Here is a 21,505-nt window from a genome sequence, read left to right as displayed (position 1 = left end):
CCGATGAAACTCATCATCGCCTACATACAGCCACACAGGCTGAACGCAGTAAAAGAAGAGCTCTACAAGAGGGAGATCTACAAGATGTCGGTCACCAATGCCCTGGGAGCCGGTCAGCAGAAGGGCTTCACCGAGCAGTACCGGGGGGTGATCACCGAGGTCAACCTTCTCAAGAAGGTGCGGCTCGAGATCGCGGTGAACGACGAGTACGTGGAGCCCACGATAGAGGGGATCATCGCCGGCGCACGGAGCGGGAAGATAGGAGATGGGAAAATATTCGTCTTGCCCTTGGAGGAGTGCATCAGGATACGGACCGGGGAACGGGGAAACACGGCGATAGGATAAGACCTTTACTGTTGAAGAGAGGGGAGGGAGGCTCCCTCCCCCTTTCTCCTTCTTTTTCTTTCTCTTTCGGAAGGAGATCTTTTCTCACATGGATCCAAGAGAACCCACCACAGAAAGCCCAAAGATGAGGGAAACCAGAAGTGCAAGAATGGCTTCGGCAATGAGCGTGAAAAACCACGCAACAAGCGTAGTACCAAGGGATTTGCCGTAAGTGGTTTTATACACTGCCCGTACCACCAACGCCTGAACCAGAACCCCTATTATGAAGCCGAGCACAGATCCCACAAAGTGAAGGGAGAAAAACACGAGCGAGAACACGAGCAACACTACCCATCCCACCAGAGTAGCAAGGATGGCCTTCACGTAGTTTTGCTGTTCAACGTCGATAGCCTTTGCACCCCAATTGAGAAACAGAGCACCGAGAAGAAGACCAATAAGGAACAAGATAATAATGGCTGCTACCATGCTTCACCTCCTTGTTAAGGTAGAATACAGTCCTGCGCACCCTCCACAGGACAGTTGTATTATATATCACTCCATGGCATAAGTCAAATTTTGACTATAATTTTTCTTTACAAGACTATTGGGACTGTAACATCGAGTGTTGAAAAAGGCGGGGAAAAAAGATAAGGGGTATCTCCCACCAACACACACTTACAGCTAAGGAGGAGATACCCCATGACACATGTACCTGCGACACACTCTACCCTTTCTCGCCTGATGAGGCAAGTGGAAGACCAGGTACGGGAGCACGTCCTCCAGACGTACAAGAGCTACCTGGAGCGCCTCCTTGAGGCACTCAGAGATGCGGTAGTGGGAAGAGACCGATATGCCAGAGGAGGTCCTGAGGACGTCTCCTACTACCGGTACGGCTACAGGAAGTGGAAGACCGTGCAGGTCCCATGGGGAACCCTTACTGAGGTACGCGTGCCGCGTATCCGTACCAGCTGCGGGAAAGAGGTGAGGCTGGTGACCTATGAGCACAGGCTCAAGGCCCTCACCGAGGAACTTCTGCTTGGGTATGTGGGAGGGATGAGTGCGCGGACGTGGACCATTCTCTTACGGGAGCTGGGGATAGGAGAGGCTCACCCGCAGACCCTGCTGAGGCTCATCAGACGTCTTCGCGAAGAGAAAGAGCGGTGGCGGAAGCGGCCCCTCAGCGGGGTGAAGGCCCTTGTGCTGGATGGGGTATGGGCCAAGAGGCGGGGGAGCGATCAGAAGAAGCTGGTGGTCTTAAGTGCCGTGGGGGTGAAGGAGGACGGGACACACGAGCTGCTTGACTGGATCGTTGCAGCGCGTGAGGACCGAGCGAGCTACGAGCGACTCCTTACCGGGCTCTACGAGCGGGGGCTTGAGGAGGTGGAGCTGGTGGTGGCCGATGAGGCAGAAGGCATCTGGCAGGCGGTGGAGACCGTGTATCCCGAGGCGAAAAAGCAGATATGTCTGTGGCACCTGCAGCGGACGCTTGAACAGAAGCTCCTGCAGGATATGGGGGAACGGAAGGGGAAGAACGCAGACCTCCAGAAGGAGAGGCGAGCTTTTCGAGCGGAGTACTGGAAGCTCTTTGAGGCAGGAGGGAAGGAGGAGGCAGAGGGTGCGTGTGAGGCATTCGTGAAGAAGTGGGCGCCGAAGGCTCCCCGGATGACGGCCGCCCTCCTGTGGCGGAAGGAGCGGCTCTTCTCCTATCTGGAGTTACCCTATGCGTGGAAGAAGAAGGTGAGGACGAGCAACCTTGCGGAGAACCTGGTTCGGCACATGAGGAGCTTTCTGCGACGGTATCCCGGGTATATGAGTCTTGCCCATGCGGATGAGGTGGTAGGCCTCTACGTGGTGGGCATGCAGGTGATACAAGAGGTGGGGAGACGCACCCCTTATCAGCTCCAGCGTAATTTCAACACTCCCCCTTGACAGTGCCAGACTATTTTTAGACTTGCATATTCTTGCTTTTTGTGTTAACCATATTTTCCATGATGTTAACCAAAGGTGAAGACCATCTGAAGCATACGCATCTCCTAGCAATCGATCGCGCCCACATTTGGCATCCCTATACCCAAATGAAGGACTACTCTCAGGAAGATCACCTTCTTATAGTACAAGGAGAAGGTCCCTATCTTTTTGATCATGAAGGCAACCGGTACTATGATATGACAGGGTCGTGGTGGACCACAGTGTGGGGGCACAACCATCCCTCTCTTATTGAGGCCATACATCACCAGCTCCACGAGCTCGACCATGTACTCTTCGCAGGATGTACCCATCCCCCTGCTACCCGCCTGGTCGAGAGTCTCACAAAAGTTCTCCATCCGTCACTCTCTCGATTCTTTTTCTCTGATGACGGCTCCACTGCAGTAGAAGTAGCCCTCAAGATGGCATACCAGTATCACAAAAATCGTGGTGATCGAGAGCGCGAACTGTTCATCCATCTCAAAGATTCGTACCACGGGGATACCAGTGGGTGTATGAGTGTAGGAGGAATAGACATCTATTTTTCCCACTACAGAGGCCTCATGGTAAAAACTATTGAAGTACTCCCACCGATCAGGAAGTACACTTCACAACCTCCCCCATTCACTGAGAGTGGAGGCGATGAGAGAGTCCTCACACAAGGACTGATCCGAATAGAGGAGACTATCCATGCCTTGTGGAAGAACCTAGCGGGAGTAATAGTGGAACCTCTCCTGATGGGCGCAGCGGGGATGCAGGTTTACTCACGCAAGTACCTCACTCGCCTCAGGGAACTCACGAAAGAGTACGGTATCCTTCTCATCTTCGATGAAGTGGTTACGGGATGCGGGAGAACAGGGCGCATGTGGGCATACGAGCATGCGGATATCGTTCCCGACATCCTTATAGCCGCAAAAGGAATTACTGGTGGCATGCTCCCTCTCGCTCTCACGATTACTACGGATGAGATCTACTATGCCTTCTATGATGATTATGCGAAAGGCAAGACCTTTTTCCATGGTCATAGTTATACAGCAAACCCCATAGCCTGCGCAGTGGCCCACGCAAACATTGAATTGCTCCTCCAGACACGCATTCTCGAAACCGCCCAAAAGACATGGGAAGCGTTTCATCAAGAACTCCTCTCCTGGGAAGGGATCCCCTGGGTAGGAGATGTACGTTTCATAGGATGCGTGGGAGCTGTGGATGTGGTGAGAGAAAAAAGAGATGAAGGAGAAGTCCTCTTCTCTCCTGAACTCAGGATAGGGCGTCGCATTGCCAAGAAGGCACGCCAGTATGGGCTTCTTCTCCGCCCTCTTGGAGACACGATTTACTGGCTCTTCCGACTGAATGCTACAGAGAAAGAGGTACGGGAAGTAGTCCACAAGACATTCCGCGCGATAGAAGAGACAGTGTGGGAGGTGCAACACACCGATGCTCTCTGATAAGTGGGAATCGATTCGAAGAGAACTCATTTCCTCCTCCCGATTCCGTACATGTGAATCCCTTCGGCAAGAGGGGAAATATGTGTTCTGGAATGGACAGAAGCTCCTTCATCTCTCTTCGAACGACTATCTGGGCATCGGTACAGATCTCGCCCTTCAACACCAGTTCCTCTCTGAACAGCTTAACAACGCAGAGAGTGCAGGACGATGTCTAGGGGAAGGGGGAAGCCGGCTCTTATGTGGGAATACTGCGTCAATCGAAAAAGCAGAGAAGACCTGGTGTGGATGGCTGGGCAAAGAGAAGGCACTCCTCTTCTCAAGTGGATACCACGCAAACGTGGCACTTTTCTCTGTATTAGGAGAGCTCAATGCCACCGTATTTCTCGACGAGGAGTGCCATGCGAGCATGTTCGATGGACTCAGGATAGGGCGGACACGATTTTATAGATTCAGACATAATGACCCTCATCATCTTGAGAACCTCCTCTCCCGCTACGGTCATAAAGGAGAACAGGCGGTCATCGCCACAGAGGGAATCTTCTCTATGGAAGGTGATACCCCTCCGCTCCCGGCCCTGTGTGAACTTAAGAATCGCTTTGGCGCCTTGCTGGTGGTGGACGAGGCTCACGCTCTGGGGGTTATAGGACCACAGGGAAGAGGCGCTGCTGCAGAAGAGAAACTGGATACATGGGTGGATGTGGTGATCGGGACAGGAGGAAAGGCTCTTGGAGCATCAGGGGGAGTGGTAGGTGGTCCTCAATGGCTCATTGAGGCCCTCATCAATCGGGGTCGTTCGTTGATATACACCACCGGTATCCCTCCTCTTCTCGCAGAATGGCACGCATGGATTATCCCCAAAATTCAAGCGATGGAAGAGCAACGGATACACGCAACACGGCTCACCTCATTACTACAAAGTGCTCTTCAGAGAAAAGGCATCCCGGTGAGAGGGGGCAAGGGATGTCTCCTCGCTGCGATAGCAGGCCCAGACCCAAAAGCTGTAGAATGGGCAAAGCACCTTCGAGCTTCTGGCTTCTTTGTCCATCCCATACGACCCCCCACTGTCCCTCCGGGAACCTCGCGAATCAGGTTTTCGATAACTGCTTTGATGTCCCAAAAAGATATCCTTCATTTAGCTGATGTCTGCGGAACACTTATGGAATTATAAAAGGCGGGACGCTTATGAAAGTCTATGCCATTAACCCTCATCGAGAGGAGATAATTGTGTGCTTTCTTGGGTGTGGGATGAATGAACAGGCAGTAGCTCCTCTAGGAGAAAGCACCTCTAAAGGAATTATAGTTCTTTACGACTACACCACACTCTCATTCCCCCCCGACCTAGAAGAGGATCTGAGAGGGAAAAAGGTATGGCTTATCGCGTGGTCGATGGGAGTATGGGCAGCGATTCACACCTGGTATCACACGGGTATCACACCCTTACAGGCAATAGCCTTAATGGGAACACCATTTGGTATTCATAAAAATTACGGTATCCCTCCTTCGTGGTTTCTCGCCACGCTTCGCACCTGTTCCGATCCGGTGAGGGAGGAGTTTCTCGTCCGAGCGGGGATAACAAACTCTGAAGCAATGCGTCCTACCGAAGAATGGAAACAGGAGTTAAAGGCCCTGTGGAACTACAGGGAGAAACCAAAACCTGAACTCGCCCTCTTCACACATGCAGTGATAGGTAAAAACGACATAATCTTCCCCCCAGAAGCTCAGGATCGGGCATGGTCTAAAGAGGGGATACCCTATGTGGTATGGGACCTTCCCCACTATCCTTTCAATTTTTTTACCTCATGGGAGGATATTCTCGATGTACCACATGAAAGGTAACGTTCCCCCTTCCGCCCTCATACGTCGACGCTTTCAAGATTCTTTTTCATCATATGAACAGCATGCAATAGTGCAAAAGAAAGTTGCCCATATGCTCTGCGAGCGGGTTGTCTCTTTTGCCCCTCCAGCACCTTATATCATGGAAATAGGATGCGGTACAGGATTCCTTACCCGTCTCCTTCTCAATAGATGTGCTCCTGCGCGCCTTATCACCAATGATCTCGTTCCAGAGGCACAGACCTATCTTCCTCCTCATCCTGCTGTTTATTTCATCGCTGGAGATGCGGAGAAGATCGACTACCCTGCTCCCCTTGACATCGTGATAGGAGGGGGAGTGCTGCAATGGATTCGTCATCCGGAACATGTATTCCAGAAAGCCTTGAAGGCATTACGAAAAGGTGGTCTGGTAGCTTTTTCTATCTTTGGTCCCCTTACTATGATCGAGGTCACGGTGTTAACTCATTGCAGGCTCCCTTTTCGCTCACTCTCGTGGTATGTACATACCCTGCGGAAAACAGGCTTCCTTCCTCTCATTGCAGAAGAATGCTTCTATACACTCTTCTTTTCATCTGCTCTCGAGGCGCTCTATCACATTAAACACACAGGAACTCATGCTCCAGGACATGGGTGGAAAGGCTCTATCTGTGAGATTGTGGCAACCTACGAGAAGACCTGGAAGCAGGGAAACACAGTTCCACTCACCTATCAGGTATTCTTGCTCATAGGGAGGAAACCATCCAATGGGACGGATAATAGGGATTACCGGGATTGATACAGGGATAGGTAAAACGTATGTGACTGGACTCCTTGCTCGTGTTCTGAACAACCGAGGAATCCGGGTGATCACGGCAAAGGCAGTACAGACAGGATCTTCTACACAAATCGCAGAGGATATACTCCAGCATAGAAGACTTATGGGAATCCCCCTTCAGAAAGAAGATGAAGCAGGCCTTACATGTCCATATTCCTACCGATTACCTGCATCACCTCAACTTGCAGCCAGAGAAGAAGGTGAGACGATAGATCCTTCAAAGATTGCCTCATGCCTCACTACTCTTGCTCACGCATGGGATATTGTACTGGTAGAAGGAGCAGGAGGGCTTCTCGTACCTCTCACTGATCGATACACCTTCCTCTCTTTTTTTCAGGAGTACCGGATCCCTGTGTGTCTCGTCACTTCCGCAAGGTTAGGAAGTATCAATCATACCTGGCTCACCATGGAAATGCTCCTTCAACACGATATAGAGGTACTGAGTATTTTTTATAACCTCTTTCCTCCTGCTTATCCCCCTATTACTGAAGATTCATACAACCTCTTTTCCTCTCTGTGGCCCACTATCCCTATCGTTCGGATACCGTATGGAGACGATCCCCGCCCCATTGAGGAGACACGTTTTGCCCCTGTGCTCCGTGCGATCACCTAGCTCTTCATGTACTTTCTGTACCCTCTCCCTCTGGTGTGATGAGGACAGGTTGTACTATACTCCTGAAGGAAATCCGCCATGGAAGAGAGAATTTCTCTTACTATAGACGAACTCATGCCTCCTCGATACAAGGAGAGCTTTACCCGAAAAGACAGGGAAGACCACCAGAAGGCCCTGGAAGTGCTCTCTGAGAAACGGCCCTACGTACTCCGCCTCTATCCTGTTTCAGAACGAATTGGGGAGGTTTGTATCATCAGTGTGGACATCCCCGGCATCTTCTCCCTCTACAGTGGGATTCTCGGTACCACGGGCTTCAACATCAGGGCGGGGTCGGTGTTCACCGGGACGAGACCGATGGAATCACCGCCTCCACTCAGGAGGAAGGGTTACGCCATCCACCGCCGGGACAGGATACGGTCTCGACGTCTGATCATCGACCGATTCACCGGGGTGCTCGAAGAGGGGAAGGACTTCTCATCCTGGAAGGCGGAATTCGAGACCAGGCTCTCCCGCGCCTATCGCTTCATCATGGAAGCCTCCACCCTGGAAGAGGGTCTGGAACGGGCACGCGAGGAACTCGCCCTGGAAGTGGCCCGCTACCTGCACACCCACAGGGAGATCCTCCCCCCGTACATGTATCCCGTCCTGGTGGTGCACGATCTCTCGATCGAGGAGTACACCCGTATCCGTGTCGCATCCATAGACACACCGTTCTTTCTCTACGCCCTCGGGACCGCACTCCACCTCAACAGGGCCTCCGTGGAAAACGTACAGATCGCCACGCTGGGCAACCAGGTGGAGGACACCTTCGACTTCGTCGACGTCTCTGGACATCCGATCACCGATCCCGATGCACTGAACAGACTCAAGCTCTCTCTCATGCTCACGAAGCACTTCACCTATTTCATCGCAGGAGCCCCCGACCCCTCACGGGCGCTCAAGCGGTTCGAACACCTCCTCGGAGAGGTGCTCTCCCGTCAGGAAGACGCTCCCGACGAGTTGCTCGCCGATCCGCATCTCCTCGACGAGCTCGCCGTGGTCCTGGGGGCGAGCGATTTCCTGTGGGAGGAATTCGTCCGACTCCAGTACGATCAGATACTCCCCCTCCTCAAGGCCCCCTCAACGAAGGGGTTCAGCACCCCACCGGAAGATCTCGAGCGATCCCTCGGAGAAGCCCTCGCACGAGCCCATACCCTGGAGGAAAAGAGACAGATCCTCAACGACTGGAAGAACCGGGAACTCTACCTCATCGACCTCGACCACCTGCTCGTGTGGAACCAGGACTTCCGCATGCTCAGCGAGCGGCTCACGATACTCGCCGAGGTGGTGGTGGGAAAGGCCATGGAGATCGCCTGGGAGGAACTGACACGACGACATGGTCTTCCCCGCACCGTGGCGGGCATGGAGGCCGAGTGGGCGGTCTTCGGACTGGGGAAACTGGGAGGGGCGGCCCTCGGCTACGCGTCGGATCTCGAACTCCTGTGTGTGTTCAGCGACCAGGGACGGACGGACGGGCCCGAAGCGATCGGTAACGCCGAATTCTTCGAACGCTTCTTCAGACAAGGAACTTCGCTCATCGAGGCGAAGAAGGAGGGGATCTTCCAGGTCGATCTGCGGCTCAGACCCCACGGCGACGCCGGACCACTCGCATGCAGTCTGGAATCCTTCGTGCGTTACTACGGAAAGGGAGGTGGGGCACACAGCGCGGAGCGCCTCGCCCTGGTGCGGATGAGACGGGTGGCGGGGAGCCCTGTCCTGGGAGATCGGGTGGAACGGCTCAGGGACGAGCTCGTCTACGAGGCCCGGAGCATCGACATGGAGGAGATCCGCTCCCTCCGGGCGAAGCAGATCGCACACAAGACCCGGCCGGGCACCTACAACGTGAAGTTCAGCCCCGGAGGGCTCGTGGACATAGAGTATGCGGTCCAGATCCTCCAGATCCGGTACGGCGCCGAGATTCCGGAGGTACGGACACCGAGGATACACGTAGCCCTGGAGGTACTGCACAGGAGAGGGATACTGAAGGCGGAGGAAGCGGACCATATCGTCGAGGCTTACTACTTCCTCCGGAAGGTCATCAACGGACTCAGGATGTTACGCGGCAACGCCCTCGATCTCGAACTCCCCGAGCGAGGGTCCCTGGAGTACGAACACCTCGCACGCAGGATCGGCTACCGTATGAAGGACCAGATATCCGCGGCCGACCAGCTCCGCTACGATATCGAAGCACACACCGCCTACGTACGCACGTTCGTGGAACGCCATCTGGGGGACGAGGCCCTCCCTCCCACCCCTTCCGCGAGCATCGCAGACCTGGTGCTGGGTGCACACCTCGCCCCCTCACGGGTCGAGGCCATCCTCTCCAGAGCGCATCTTGCCGACTCCGGGCGGGCCCTTCGGAACATCCACACACTCACCTCAGAGCACCCCACTCATGCGGCCTACGCCCTCCTCGTGGCATGGGACGTGCTCCGGGCACTCCCCGATCCCGACATGGCCCTCAACAACTGGGACCGATTCTACACGACCCTCCCTTCGGAGACATCCGAAGGCCTCTCCCGGCAGTCTCACTTCACCCAGATCCTCTCCCAGCCCGGACGTATCGACATCCTCCTCAAGACCTTCTCGGCGAGCCAATACCTCGCCGACACCCTCATAGGATCGCCGCAGCTCTTCGAGTGGCTCACGGATCCCAAGACGGTCCACACCACCCTCTCGGCGGATTCCCTCCTCTCGGATCTCCACGGGAGAGCCCCCCTCTCCCTCGAAGAGGAGGACTTCTCCGAGGCCCTCAGGCGTTTCAAACAACAACACCTCCTCCGGATAGGGGTGCGGGACATCTGTTTCCACTACCCTCTCGAGACGATCACCCGGGAACTCTCCCTCCTCGCCGAGTCCATCCTCACCCATACCCTCTCCTATGCACTCTCACGTACCGCCCCATCCCTGGAAGGGAGATCCCCTCTCGCATTCCTCGCCTTCGGCAAGCTGGGAGGAGGAGAACTCAACTACAGCTCAGACCTCGACCTGCTTCCGGTCGCTCCCCCCGAAGCACACGCACACAGGGAGGCCCTCAACGAGGCCCTCATCCTGTTCACCCGGATTATTACCGCCCACACCGACCGGGGCTTCCTCTACCGGGTGGACTACCGACTCCGGCCCTTTGGAGAGAAGGGGCTCCTCCTCTACGACACCGAGATGCTTAAGACCTACTACAGGGAGAGCGCCTCGCCATGGGAATACCAGGCCGCCCTCAAACTCAGAGGCGTGGCGGGCGACGAGCGCCTTTCCGAGGAGTTCGTCTCCTGGGTGAAGGCATACGTGCAATCCCGGATCCGATGGGACGAGGTGAAGGAGTGGAATCTCAGGCTCCGACACTCCGCACTCCAGCAGTACGGCAGGGGGCTGAAAAAGGGCATCAACATCAAGCAGCACGAGGGAGGGTTGCGCGACATCGAGTTCGGAGTCCAGGCACTCCAGCTCAAACACCTCCCTGACTCTCCCGAGCTTTGGTGCGGCAACACGCTCACCGCCCTCGACCTTCTCGTCCGTCACGGCATCCTCGATGAGGAAGAAGGTCGTACCCTGAGCCGGAACTACCGCACCCTCAGGGCCCTCGAACACGTACTCCAGCTCATGGAAAACCGGCAGACCCATACGCTTCCCTCGTCCGGCATCCTCCCCATCGTGAAGAGGCTCGATCCCTCGCTCGACGAGGAACGCTTCAAGACCATGCTCGATGAGATCATGCACTACAACCGGGACTTCTTCCGCCGCACCCTGGAGACCACCGCCTAGAGCACCCGCCGCACCCGCTCCCACTCCTCCCCGTAGCGCCTCCCCGCCTCCTCCCACCACGCCCGCCACCGCTCGTCCGGCACCACCTCCGCCTCGTACCGCACGAGCCCCTTCGCCGCCTCGGCCAGAGACCCGAACATCCCCGCCCCCTTCCACGCGCAGCACGCATCCCCCACCAGCTCCGCATCCCTCACCGCCGGCACCACCACCCGCACCCCCAGCATATCCGCCCGCACCTGCACCCACACCCCGTTCTTCGCCTGTCCCCCACACATCACCACCCGATCCGCCCCACACCCATACCTCCTCAACACCCCCCACGCATCCTGCACCGCCATCCCCAGGGCCTCCACCACCGCCGCCGCCATCTCCACCCGCCCATGCTCCACCCCGAACCCCCAGAACACCCCGTGCGTGAAGTCCCACACCTCACCCCGATGCCCGGCAGGAAAGAAGAACGGCCCCCTCCTTCCGAGCCACCCCTCCCCCTCACGCTCCCAGAACCCCCTGATCTCCTCCATCATCTCCACGTACCCCCTCCCCCCCTGCCCCGAGAGCCCCCTGAACCACTCGAACATCCTTCCGGAAAAACCGAAGACCACCCCCACGTTCCAGAGCCCCTCCACCACATGCGGAAGACACCGCACCCCCTCCCCCGCCACCGGCTCCCTCACCGCCCAATTGAGCCCCTCCGACGTCCCCGCCCTGTCGCAGACCTCCCCCTCCGTCACCACCCCGCACCCCAGCAACGCCATGAAGAAATCCGTCCCCCCTGCGTACACCGGCACCCCCGAAGGAAGCCCCCACCGCGCCGCCACCTCCCCCCGCACCACCCCCCACCGCTCACCCGACCTCACGAACGGCGGGCACTTCTCCCACACGAGCCCCGCCCCACGCACCTCCTCCTCCGACCACACCACCCCATCGAACGCGGCCGAAGGAGAGATCATCCCCACCCGGCCGGTGAGACACGCGCACAGGAACTCGGGCGCGCCCATGACCCACCGCGCCCTCCTGTACACCCCGGGGAACTCACGGGCCAGGTACGCCATCCTCGAGACGTAGTAGCTCCCCTCGCCCCGCCCGGTCCGCGCCGACCACATGAGCGCAGGACCAAGCGGCGCGCACTCCTCGTCCACCAGGACCAGCGTCGGCCCATGCCCGCTCACCGCGATCCCCTCGATCGCATACCGCCCCGGCATCACCCGACCGACCCCCTCCTCCAGCGCCCTCACCCACACCCCCGGCTCCTGCCACTCCGCCCCCCCATCGAGCCCCACCCTCGCATAGGCCAAGAGATCCCCGCCCTCCCCCACCACCCCCACCTTGAGGGACGAGGTCCCGAGATCAACCGAGAGGACCGCCCTAGGCTTCCTCACCCTCCTCCCTCGCTTTCTTGCGCTCCTGCTTCTTGAGGAGCCACTGGATGATACTGCTGTTATCCAGGAGCGGACTCAGACTCTGACGGTGGTGGAGACGCGAAATCGTACGGGCGAAGAGATTGGACACGTTTGCAGAGATGTACCACTCCCTCGAGAGCAGATCATCCTCGTGATACACGGCATTGGTACCGATCACCCGGTGGAAGAGCCCCTCGCGATACGCCTGCTCGAAGTGCTCCACCGCATCCCCCGTGAAAAGGGGAAGACTCACCGCACAGATGATCCGCTCCGCCCCCTCCTCCTTGAGGAGCCGCATGGCCTTGATGAGCGTACCACCCGTACCCAACATATCGTCGGCCATGAACACCGTCTTGCCCTGCACATTACCCAGGAGCTTGAGGGAGGAGATGTTGCTGTTGGAGGCATCGGTCGAGACCTTCGAATAGTCCCGCTCCTTGTAGATCACCGCGAGCGGCTTCTTGAGCGACCCCGCATAGAACTTGTTCCTGCTCACCGAGCCCGTGTCCGGCGCCACCACCACCAGATCCTCGTGCTGAAGATCCACCAGGTCCGAGAGCTTGAGCAGGATCTGATACGAGGCATGCAGGTTCTCCAACCGCAAGGTGTTGAAACTGTTCTGGATCTCTGTGGAGTGGATGTCGAGCGTGATGATCCTGCTCACACCCAGGAATTCGAAGATCTGTCCCACCCGGGCGGCGGTGAGCCCCTCCCTCCCCTTCTTCTTGTGCTGCCTCGCATACGGATACGAAGGAAGCACCAGGCTCACGCTCTTGGGACTCGACTGCAACACCGCATCGATCGTCACCAGGAGCATGATGAAGTTGTCGTTCACCGAGAGGGTGTACTCCTTACCGTCGGAGAAACGCTGGGGATACCGGTTCTCCACATCCTGGACGATGTAGACTTCCTTGTCCCTCACCGAGGAGAGGAGCTCGGTCTTGAGTTCCCCGTTCGCGAAACGCACGAACGCGGCGGGTATGTGGAACTGCGGGGGGACATAGGCCTCGGTGTTCTTCCCGTTGACCGAGGGGTGGACCAGATCCGAGAAAAGGGATATCTCGCGTATCGCATCCTCCCGGGAGATACCGTACTTTTCCGAAAGTCGTGCCACCCGCTTCTCGAAGCGCCGCTTATAGATCTGCCTCAGGTGGGCCACGATCTCACGGGCGAACACCTCACCACCCGGACACGCCACAATTCCCAACGAGGAAGGATCATGCACTGTCATACGCCCTTACTGCTCCGATCGTCATGAGGTGGGATGACACACATTACCACACCGCGGAAATCAGGGTCAAGGGAACGACGATCGCGGGACTGTCAAGGGGGAGTGTTGAAATTGAGCTGGAGCCCGTAGGGGTGCGTCTCCCCACCTCTTGTATCACCTGCATGCCCACCACGTAGAGGCCTACCACCTCATCCGCATGGGCACGACTCATATACCCAGGATACCTCCGCAGAAAGCTTCTCATGTGCCGAAACATGTTCTCCGCAAGGTTGCTCGTCCTCACCTTCTCCTTCCACTCATAGGGTAACTCCAGATAGGAGAAAAGCCGGTCCTTCCGCCACAGGAGGGAGGCCGTCATCCGGGGAGCCTTCGCCGCCCACTTCTTCACGAATGCCTCCAACGCACGTGCTGCGTCCTCCTTCCCTCCTGCCTCAAAGAGCTTCCAGTACTCCGCTCGAAAAGCTCGCCTCTCCTTCTGGAGGTCTGCGTTCTTCCCCTTCCGTTCCCCCATGTCCTGCAGGAGCTTCTGCTCAAGCGTACCCTGCAGGTGCCAGAGGCATACCTGCTTCTTCGCCTCAGGATACACCGTCTCCACGGCCTGCCGGATCCCCTCAGCCTCATCGGCCACCACCAGCTCCACCTCATGAAGCCCTCGCTCATAGAGCCTGGTAAGGAGTCGCTCGTAGCTCGCCTGGTCCTCCTGCTCCGCAACGACCCAGTCGAGGAGCTCATGAGATCCGTCCTCCTTCACCCCCACGGCACTCAGGACAACCAGCTTCTTCTGACCCCTCCCACGCCTCTTTGCCCACACTCCATCCAGCACAAGGGCCTTCACTCCTCTAAGGGACCTCCTCCGCCACTGCTCCTTCTCCTCACGAAGACGCTTTATGAGCCGCAGGAGTGTCTGCGGATGTGCCTCGCCTATCCCCAGCTCCCGTAACAGGATGGCCCACGTCCGCGCGCTCATCCCTCCCACATACCCAAGCAGAAGTTCCTCGGTGAGGGCCTTGAGCCTGTGCTCATAGGTCACCAGCCTCACCTCTTTCCCGCAGCTGGTACGGATACGCGGCACGCGTACCTCAGTAAGGGTTCCCCATGGGACCTGCACGGTCTTCCACTTCCTGTAGCCGTACCGGTAGTAGGAGACGTCCTCAGGACCTCCTCTGGCATATCGGTCTCTTCCCACTACCGCATCTCTGAGTGCCTCAAGGAGGCGCTCCAGGTAGCTCTTGTACGTCTGGAGGACGTGCTCCCGTACCTGGTCTTCCACTTGCCTCATCAGGCGAGAAAGGGTAGAGTGTGTCGCAGGTACATGTGTCATGGGGTATCTCCTCCTTAGCTGTAAGTGTGTGTTGGTGGGAGATACCCCTTATCTTTTTTCCCCGCCTTTTTCAACACTCGATGTTACAGTCCCACGATCGCGCAGGCCCGCCCCCCCTGTTCATGCGGTCTCGTATTCCCTCTCTACAAAGCTGCGGCCCTCCCACCGACGTGAGACCCAACGTCCTATCATCACGAACCCCCGAAACCACTCGTCGAGCAACTTACCGAGCCAGATGCCGCCCATTCCCCACGACAGAAACACCCCGAAGAACCATGCTCCGGTCACCGAGATCCCCCACATCATGAGGATCCCCATGATCACCGGAAACACCGCATCCCCCGCCCCCTTGAGGGCCGAGATCACCACGAGGTTGATGGGTCTCCCGAACTCCAGGATCACCGCCCAGACGAGGAGCCCGGAGGTGATCCGGATGATCTCGGGATCATCAGTGAGAAGACGAATCACAGGGCCGCGGAAGAGAGCAATCGTCCCCATCACCACCAGACTGCTTAACATCGCCACCACAGTGGTACGCAGCACCTCCTGAAAGGCCCTGTCGTTCTCGCCTGCGCCGATCCTATGTCCCACCAGTATTTGAGAGGCGCGCCCCAACGAGAGCGAGATGATGAAGCTGAACCGGGAGATGTTCACGGTGTAGGTGTAGCTCGCGATGGCCGCCGTACCCATGGGGGTGATGAAGTAGAGAAGGGCCATCTGCGCGAGGTTGTAGGAGAGGTTCTCCCCGGCCGAGGGTCCCCCGATACGGAGGATGTTCCTCACATGCTTCCATCTTACAGGAATGAACGACCCTTCCTGGAAGAAGTTGAGATCCCGCCGCCTCAAGACGGTGAGGAGCATCACCATCATGCCCGCCGCCTGGGAGATCACGGTGGAAAGGGCCACCCCCTTCACCCCCAGAACAGGGAACCCTCCCGGGCCGAAGAGCACCAGGTAATTGCCCACCACATTGAGCAGGTTGGCACCGAAGTTCACATACATCGGGAGACTGCTGTAGCCATGGCTCCTCACGATGCTCGCGAGCAGGAGGCTCACGGCCTGAAACACCGAACAACTGAAGTACACATACAGGTACTCCTTTGCATACTCCCCCACCACCGGATCCACCCGAAGGGAAGTGATGAGGGGGTCTACAGTCAATCTGAGGCCAAGGCTGAGGATGAGCCCCACCACCACATTGAAGAGAAGGGCGGTCCGGCCGATCTCCGCCGCAGTCCTCTCATCCCCCGCACCCAGGTGTTGGGAGATGAGGATGCTCGCCCCCGTGCCACCCATCATGTAGATGAGCATCACGAAGAAGACGAACTGCTGCACCATCCCCACCGCAGCGGCCGCCTCGTCGGCGTAGTGCGCGAGCATGAAGGTATCCACCGACGAGAGGGTCGTCCTGAGCGCCGTCTCTATCATGATGGGCCAGGCGAGGCCCGCGAGCGTGATGCTTCTCTTTACCGCAGTGCTTGTCATGGAACCCCTACCCTACCATGAACCCCGAATCCGTATAAAGACCTCCAGCCCAGGAAGTGTGTGGCATCTTCCCGGTGGAATGGGATATACTCTCCGAAAGGGAGGTGGTATGAGGAAAAAGCGCACTCGAAAACAGCCGGGGAGTCCTCCGGGGACCCTCGTCTACACCGGTAAGCCCGAAGGCGAGTTCGAGCTCACCCTCATCCAGTACAACGAACACACCTACAGGGAACTCACCCTGGAACGCATCGAAGACATAGCGGCACACCTCGACCCCGCCCTCACCACCTGGATAAACGTGGTAGGGCTCCACCGCGTCTCTCAGATCGAGACCCTGGGGAAGATGCTTGGCCTTCACCCTCTCACCGTGGAAGACGTACTCAACGTGACCCAACGGCCCAAGGTTGAGGACTACGAGCACTACCTCTTTGTCGTGCTCCACATGCTCACCTTCAACGATGAGGCCCGGACGGTCGAATCGGAGCAGGTGAGCATGGTGCTGAAGGACCACCTCCTCGTCACCTTCCAGGAACGGAAAGGAGATGTCTTCGATCCGGTGAGAGAGCGACTGCGGCGCAACAGGGGCATCATCCGACGGCACGGCGCAGACTACCTCCTCTACGCCCTGGTGGACGTGATCGTAGACCACTACTTCCTCATTCTCGAACACCTCGAAGAAGAAACCGAACGGCTCGAGGAAGAGGTGGTCGAACATCCCACTCCCCACCTCATCAGGGCCCTTCACGCGGTGAAGCGTAACCTCATCACCCTCCGGAAATCGGTCTGGCCCCTAAGAGAGCTCCTCTCCACCCTCTCGCGGGGGGAATCGCCGCTCATCTCCCAGATGACCCTCTACCTGAGGGACGTCTACGACCACACCATCCAGGTAATCGACACGGTGGAGACCCTCCGCGATGTGGCGAGCGGCCTCCTCGACGTGTACCTCTCCAGCGTGAGCAACCGCATGAACGAGATCATGAAAGTGCTCACCATCATCGCCACGATCTTCATGCCCCTCACCTTCATCGCGGGCATCTACGGGATGAACTTCAGGTACATGCCGGAACTCGAGTGGAAGTGGGGCTATCCCGCGGTGCTGGGCCTCATGTGCTTCCTGGGAATAGGGATGCTCCTCTACTTCAAAAAGAAGAAGTGGCTCTAGCGAGGCGTTTCCAGCTGTGCCAGCGCCTCCCTGAACCTGCGCCTCGCCTCTTCGGCCTTTGCCGCCAGGGACTCGAGCCGCTCCTTCGCAGGCCCGAGGTTGAGATTGCCCGGAGTTCCGGGATAGGTTCGCGCCCTGAGCGCCGCATCGGGATCGCCTTCCGGGAGCGAATCCAGCCGGGAGGCCACCTCCCTGTAGGCATCCCTGAAGCTCTTTCCCTCCTGCACAAGGCGGTACACCTCATCGGTGGCGAATATCTCCTTAGAGAACCCCGCCCTCATACGCTCAGGGAAGAGCACAAGCCCCTCTACCACGCGGGTGCACATCACCACCGAGTCGATCGTGGTCTCCACCGCACGCATGAAGGGCCCTTTAGTCTCCTGGAAATCGCGGTTGTAGCCCGAAGGGAGGCTCCTGATGATCCCCTTGATCTGCACGCCCCAGGCACCCACCGAGGCCGCCTTGGCCCTGAGAAGCTCGAGACTGTCGGGATTCTGCTTCTGCGGCATGATGCTCGAACCGGTACACAGCTCGGGAGGAAGCTTCATGTAGCCGAACTCGGGGAGCGAAAAGAGGATCACATCCTGGGCCAGCTTGCTCAAGGTGAGCATCACCTGCTCGCAGGCGTCCACCACCATGGCCTCACACTTGCCGCGGGAGTTGTTCGCGTACAGGACATTGTTCTGTACGCGGGAAAAGCCCAGGAGTCTGGTGGTGTACGCCCTGTCGAGGGGAAGCGGTACCCCATAGCTCGCCGCAGCACCCAGGGGGTTCTGATCGACCACCTCGTGCACGCTCAAAAGAAGCGAGAGCACGTCCACGAGCTCCTCGGCGAACGCGGCAAACCACAGGCCGCAGGAGGAGGGCATGGCGATCTGCATGTGGGTCCTTCCGGGCATGGGAACGTCCGCCGTCTCCTCTGCCCGGCGCAGGAGAAGGCCGATGAGCCCGGCGAGGGCCTCGGCAAGGAGGTGTATCCTGTCCTTCATGTAGAGGCGCAGGGCCACGAGCACCTGATCGTTGCGGGACCTTCCGGTGTGGACCTTCTTCCCTATCTCGCCAAGCCGGGCCACGAGCCAGTTCTCGATCGCCGTGTGACCGTCCTCGTCTTCGGGCCTGATTTCAAACTTCCCTGCCCTCACCAGGGAGAGGAGCTCCCTGAGGGCCTCCTCCAGGGCCCTGCCCTCCTCGTCGGAGATGATCCCCACGTGCGCAAGCATCCTCACGTGGGCGATACTCGCAAGACAGTCGAAGGGAAGGAGGCTTCGGTCCAGCACATAGTCCTCTCCCACGGTATAGCGCTCGATCACCTTGTCGGTCTCGTAGCCCTTGTCCCAGAGCTTGCCCATGGACCCTCCTCATGCCAGCGTGTGAGCCATTATAGGGAGGGCGACAGGAGGGTGCAAGATGGGCACTGTCAAGGGGGAGTGTTGAAATTGAGCTGGAGTTGATAAGGGGTGCATCTCCCCACCTCTTGTATCACCTGCATGCCCACCACGTAGAGGCCTACCACCTCATCCGCATGGGCACGGCTCATATACCCAGGATACCTCCGCAGAAAGCTCCTCATGTGTCGAAACATGTTCTCCGCAAGGTTGCTCGTCCTCACCTTCTCCTTCCACTCATAGGGTAACTCCAGATAGGAGAAAAGCCGGTCCTTCCGCCACAGGAGGGAGGCCGTCATCCGGGGAGCCTTCGCCGCCCACTTCTTCACGAATGCCTCCAACGCACGTGCTGCGTCCTCCTTCCCTCCTGCCTCAAAGAGCTTCCAGTACTCCGCTCGAAAAGCTCGCCTCTCCTTCTGGAGGTCTGCGTTCTTCCCCTTCCGTTCCCCCATGTCCTGCAGGAGCTTCTGCTCAAGCGTACCCTGCAGGTGCCAGAGGCATACCTGCTTCTTCGCCTCAGGATACACCGTCTCCACGGCCTGCCGGATCCCCTCAGCCTCATCGGCCACCACCAGCTCCACCTCATGAAGCCCTCGCTCATAGAGCCTGGTAAGGAGTCGCTCGTAGCTCGCCTGGTCCTCCTGCTCCGCAACGACCCAGTCGAGGAGCTCATGAGATCCGTCCTCCTTCACCCCCACGGCACTCAGGACAACCAGCTTCTTCTGACCCCTCCCACGCCTCTTTGCCCACACTCCATCCAGCACAAGGGCCTTCACTCCTCTAAGGGACCTCCTCCGCCACTGCTCCTTCTCCTCACGAAGACGCTTTATGAGCCGCAGGAGTGTCTGCGGGTGAGCCTCGCCTATCCCCAGCTCCCGTAACAGGATGGCCCACGTCCGCGCGCTCATCCCTCCCACATACCCGAGAAGGAGCTGCTCGGCGAGGGCCACGAGCCTCTGCTCATAGGCGACCAGCTTCACCTCCTTCCCCCCGCCGGTGCGGATGCGGGGCACGCGTACATCCTCGATCGGCCCCCAGGGGGTCTGCACGCTCTTCCATTTCCTGTAGCCGTACCGGTAGTACGGTGCCTTCTCAGCCTCCCCTCGTGCATATCGTGGTCGTCCTACTGCCTCCTCTCTCAGCGTCTCAAGGAGGTGTTCCAGGTACGTCTTGTAGGTGTGGCGCACCTCCTCCCGTAGCTGGTCTTCCACTTGTTTCATCAGATCAGAGAGGGTATACTGTGTCTCAATCAGTGTGCGTGTGTTACCACGCTTCATGGGGTATCTCCTCCTTGAAAAAAGGATTAGTGTGGTGGGAGATACCCCTTATCTTTTTTCCCCGCCTTTTTCAACACTCGATGTTACAGTCCCGGAAAACGTTCTACACTCACCCCGTGATGCTGGAGCAGCCGCCCTTTCGCATAACTCCAAAACCCCTCTATCCCATTGATGTACACTTTCCCATTCGCAAATCGCTTCCCGTGATCAATCCGCTTGTGCCTGAATCCATAGCTCACAAGCCCATCATAGCTCTTGAACCGGTCGGTATACACAAGCGATCCCCGCTTCACTTTGGCCACTGCCAGTCGTACAAGCTCCTCCGCACTTACCTGCTCCACCACTTCCACCTGCACTTTTCCCCCTCGCTCGAGAATCCCAAACACAGGAATCTTCCCTGCCGCCCCTCTCCCCCTCTTCCCCTTTCTCTTTCCTCCAAAATAACTTTCGTCCATCTCTACTTCACCTTCGAGCAGGCTCTTCCCCTCCTTCTGGGTGTGGACCCATATCGCCTTCCGAAACAATGTGTAGAGCCTCAGCGTCACCTCATAGGAGAGCCGTAACTGCAAAGCCGCCTTGTGGGCGGTAACTTCCATCTCAAAGAGCTTCATTGCCCACAGGATCTTCTCCCAGGAGAGCTTCATCCCCTCGAAGATGCTCCCTCGTCGTATGCTCCACTCTTTCCTGCACTGGTAGCACTTGTACTTCTCTCGTCTCACCTCGCCTATATGCTCACTTCCACAGAAGGGACACCGGGTGTACGTGACGAGGAGACCTTTCTCTCTCAGATAGGAGACCGTTTTCTCTCTATCGCTTGCAAGTGTTGAAAGACTTACGACGTCCATATCCGTGCCACCTCTCTCTTCGGTATTATACCACAGGTGGCTCAAAAATGGTAATCACCTTATTTTTTTTAGAGATCTTTGAGGTTTTATAGATTTTTGGAAAGGTCGGGCTACCTCAAGGCGATGAGAATCCGTTCGAGGACCTTCTCTCTGTTGAGTGGTTTCACGATGAAGTTCTTCGCTCCCTCGAGGAGGGCCGTCTTCACGAGATCATCACGCCCGAGGGCGCTTATGATCACCACACGTGCATCGGCGTCGAATTCCATGATCTTCTTCAAAGCAGTGATCCCGTCCATTCTCGGCATGGTAATGTCGAGTGTCACCAGGTCCACATCGGGATGGAGGCTCTTGTAGAGTTCCACCGCCTCCTCCCCGGTGTTGGCCTCGCCGATCACCTCGAACCCCGCCGAGGAGAGGATCTGCCTCAGTTGTTTCGTCACGAAGATGGAATCGTCCGCGATCAATATCTTATAAGGGGTGCCATCCGGTTTACGCCCTTCGAACTTTCCGGCTTGATCCCCGACGGGGAGATCACCTTTCAGTTTCATGCTCCGCTCCTCATGTACACTCGTCTGTTCCCACGATCCTATCGAAAAACACCACGACA

General features: G+C 57.6%; 16 protein-coding genes and 2 pseudogenes. 9 read left to right on the top strand and 9 right to left on the bottom strand.

The genetic code is table 11. The features are described from left to right. Nucleotides 1-3: 3 nt before the first annotated feature. Nucleotides 4-345, top strand: coding sequence for a P-II family nitrogen regulator (locus tag SPITH_RS04255; protein ID WP_014624485.1), 342 nt, complete (start codon nucleotides 4-6; stop codon nucleotides 343-345). Between the two features lie 84 nt (nucleotides 346-429). On the opposite strand, the gene SPITH_RS04250 is transcribed toward SPITH_RS04255, so the two are convergent. Then, the gene (locus SPITH_RS04250; RefSeq protein ID WP_014624484.1) at nucleotides 430-810 is read right to left on the bottom strand and encodes a hypothetical protein; all 381 of its coding nucleotides are present in this window, start codon (nucleotides 808-810) and stop codon (nucleotides 430-432) included. Between the two features lie 213 nt (nucleotides 811-1,023). Here SPITH_RS04250 and SPITH_RS04245 point away from each other — a divergent pair, with 213 nt between their 5' ends. The 7 genes from SPITH_RS04245 (at nucleotide 1,024) to SPITH_RS04220 (ending at nucleotide 10,792) form a co-directional block, all read left to right on the top strand. Then, complete coding sequence (locus SPITH_RS04245; RefSeq protein ID WP_014624137.1) at nucleotides 1,024-2,253, top strand: IS256 family transposase; 1,230 nt, start codon at nucleotides 1,024-1,026, stop codon at nucleotides 2,251-2,253. A 62-nt stretch (nucleotides 2,254-2,315) separates the two neighbouring features. Further along, entirely contained in the window at nucleotides 2,316-3,734 is a 1,419-nt protein-coding gene (gene bioA, locus SPITH_RS04240) for an adenosylmethionine--8-amino-7-oxononanoate transaminase (RefSeq protein ID WP_245523447.1), read from the top strand. Beyond that, nucleotides 3,724-4,902, top strand: coding sequence for an aminotransferase class I/II-fold pyridoxal phosphate-dependent enzyme (locus SPITH_RS11930; protein WP_014624482.1), 1,179 nt, complete (start codon nucleotides 3,724-3,726; stop codon nucleotides 4,900-4,902). Before bioA ends, SPITH_RS11930 begins: the two co-directional genes overlap by 11 nt. A gap of 14 nt (nucleotides 4,903-4,916) precedes the next feature. After that, nucleotides 4,917-5,570, top strand: coding sequence for a pimeloyl-ACP methyl esterase BioG family protein (locus tag SPITH_RS04230; RefSeq protein WP_014624481.1), 654 nt, complete (start codon nucleotides 4,917-4,919; stop codon nucleotides 5,568-5,570). Next, nucleotides 5,560-6,342: a methyltransferase domain-containing protein gene (locus SPITH_RS11925; RefSeq protein WP_245523446.1), complete on the top strand. Its 783-nt coding sequence runs from the start codon at nucleotides 5,560-5,562 to the stop codon at nucleotides 6,340-6,342. The genes SPITH_RS04230 and SPITH_RS11925 overlap by 11 nt, the downstream gene beginning before the upstream one ends. Continuing rightward, entirely contained in the window at nucleotides 6,311-6,994 is a 684-nt protein-coding gene (gene bioD, locus SPITH_RS11920; RefSeq protein ID WP_014624479.1) for a dethiobiotin synthase, read from the top strand. Before SPITH_RS11925 ends, bioD begins: the two co-directional genes overlap by 32 nt. A gap of 78 nt (nucleotides 6,995-7,072) precedes the next feature. Beyond that, nucleotides 7,073-10,792, top strand: coding sequence for a [protein-PII] uridylyltransferase family protein (locus SPITH_RS04220; RefSeq protein ID WP_014624478.1), 3,720 nt, complete (start codon nucleotides 7,073-7,075; stop codon nucleotides 10,790-10,792). Here SPITH_RS04220 and SPITH_RS04215 read toward each other — a convergent pair. From SPITH_RS04215 to SPITH_RS04200, 4 genes and pseudogenes are all read right to left on the bottom strand, one after another. After that, nucleotides 10,789-12,171 carry a xylulokinase gene (locus SPITH_RS04215; RefSeq protein WP_014624477.1) on the bottom strand — a complete coding sequence of 461 codons (1,383 nt, stop codon included), beginning with the start codon at nucleotides 12,169-12,171 and terminating at the stop codon, nucleotides 10,789-10,791. The genes SPITH_RS04220 and SPITH_RS04215 overlap by 4 nt on opposite strands. Beyond that, entirely contained in the window at nucleotides 12,158-13,423 is a 1,266-nt protein-coding gene (gene prs / locus SPITH_RS04210; RefSeq protein WP_014624476.1) for a ribose-phosphate diphosphokinase, read from the bottom strand. Before prs ends, SPITH_RS04215 begins: the two co-directional genes overlap by 14 nt. 92 nt (nucleotides 13,424-13,515) lie before the next feature. Then, nucleotides 13,516-14,744, bottom strand: a pseudogene (locus tag SPITH_RS04205) (IS256 family transposase). A 120-nt stretch (nucleotides 14,745-14,864) separates the two neighbouring features. Beyond that, complete coding sequence (locus SPITH_RS04200) at nucleotides 14,865-16,229, bottom strand: MATE family efflux transporter (RefSeq protein ID WP_014624474.1); 1,365 nt, start codon at nucleotides 16,227-16,229, stop codon at nucleotides 14,865-14,867. 109 nt (nucleotides 16,230-16,338) lie between these two features. Between SPITH_RS04200 and corA the strand changes: the two genes are divergently transcribed. Then, nucleotides 16,339-17,391 carry a magnesium/cobalt transporter CorA gene (gene corA, locus SPITH_RS04195; RefSeq protein WP_014624473.1) on the top strand — a complete coding sequence of 351 codons (1,053 nt, stop codon included), beginning with the start codon at nucleotides 16,339-16,341 and terminating at the stop codon, nucleotides 17,389-17,391. Here corA and argH read toward each other — a convergent pair. The 4 genes and pseudogenes from argH to SPITH_RS04175 all read right to left on the bottom strand — a co-directional run bounded on the left by argH (nucleotide 17,388) and on the right by SPITH_RS04175 (nucleotide 21,446). Beyond that, nucleotides 17,388-18,740 (bottom strand): argininosuccinate lyase, encoded by a 1,353-nt coding sequence (gene argH, locus SPITH_RS04190; protein ID WP_014624472.1) that lies wholly within the window; start codon nucleotides 18,738-18,740, stop codon nucleotides 17,388-17,390. The genes corA and argH overlap by 4 nt on opposite strands. Nucleotides 18,741-18,808: 68 nt before the next feature. After that, nucleotides 18,809-20,053 (bottom strand): IS256 family transposase, encoded by a 1,245-nt coding sequence (locus SPITH_RS04185; RefSeq protein ID WP_014624471.1) that lies wholly within the window; start codon nucleotides 20,051-20,053, stop codon nucleotides 18,809-18,811. A gap of 92 nt (nucleotides 20,054-20,145) precedes the next feature. Next, a pseudogene (locus SPITH_RS04180) lies at nucleotides 20,146-20,898 on the bottom strand (IS1595 family transposase); the annotation flags it as partial. A gap of 110 nt (nucleotides 20,899-21,008) precedes the next feature. Further along, on the bottom strand, nucleotides 21,009-21,446 hold the full coding sequence (locus SPITH_RS04175; RefSeq protein ID WP_014624469.1) for a response regulator: 438 nt from the start codon (nucleotides 21,444-21,446) through the stop codon (nucleotides 21,009-21,011). Nucleotides 21,447-21,505 lie beyond the last annotated feature (59 nt).

The organism is Spirochaeta thermophila DSM 6578 (assembly GCF_000184345.1).
In the GTDB taxonomy this organism is placed as follows: Bacteria; Spirochaetota; Spirochaetia; order Winmispirales; family Winmispiraceae; genus Winmispira; species Winmispira thermophila.
The sequence above is the reverse complement of the archived record's forward strand: the minus strand, read 5'-3'. Positions and strand labels throughout refer to the sequence as shown.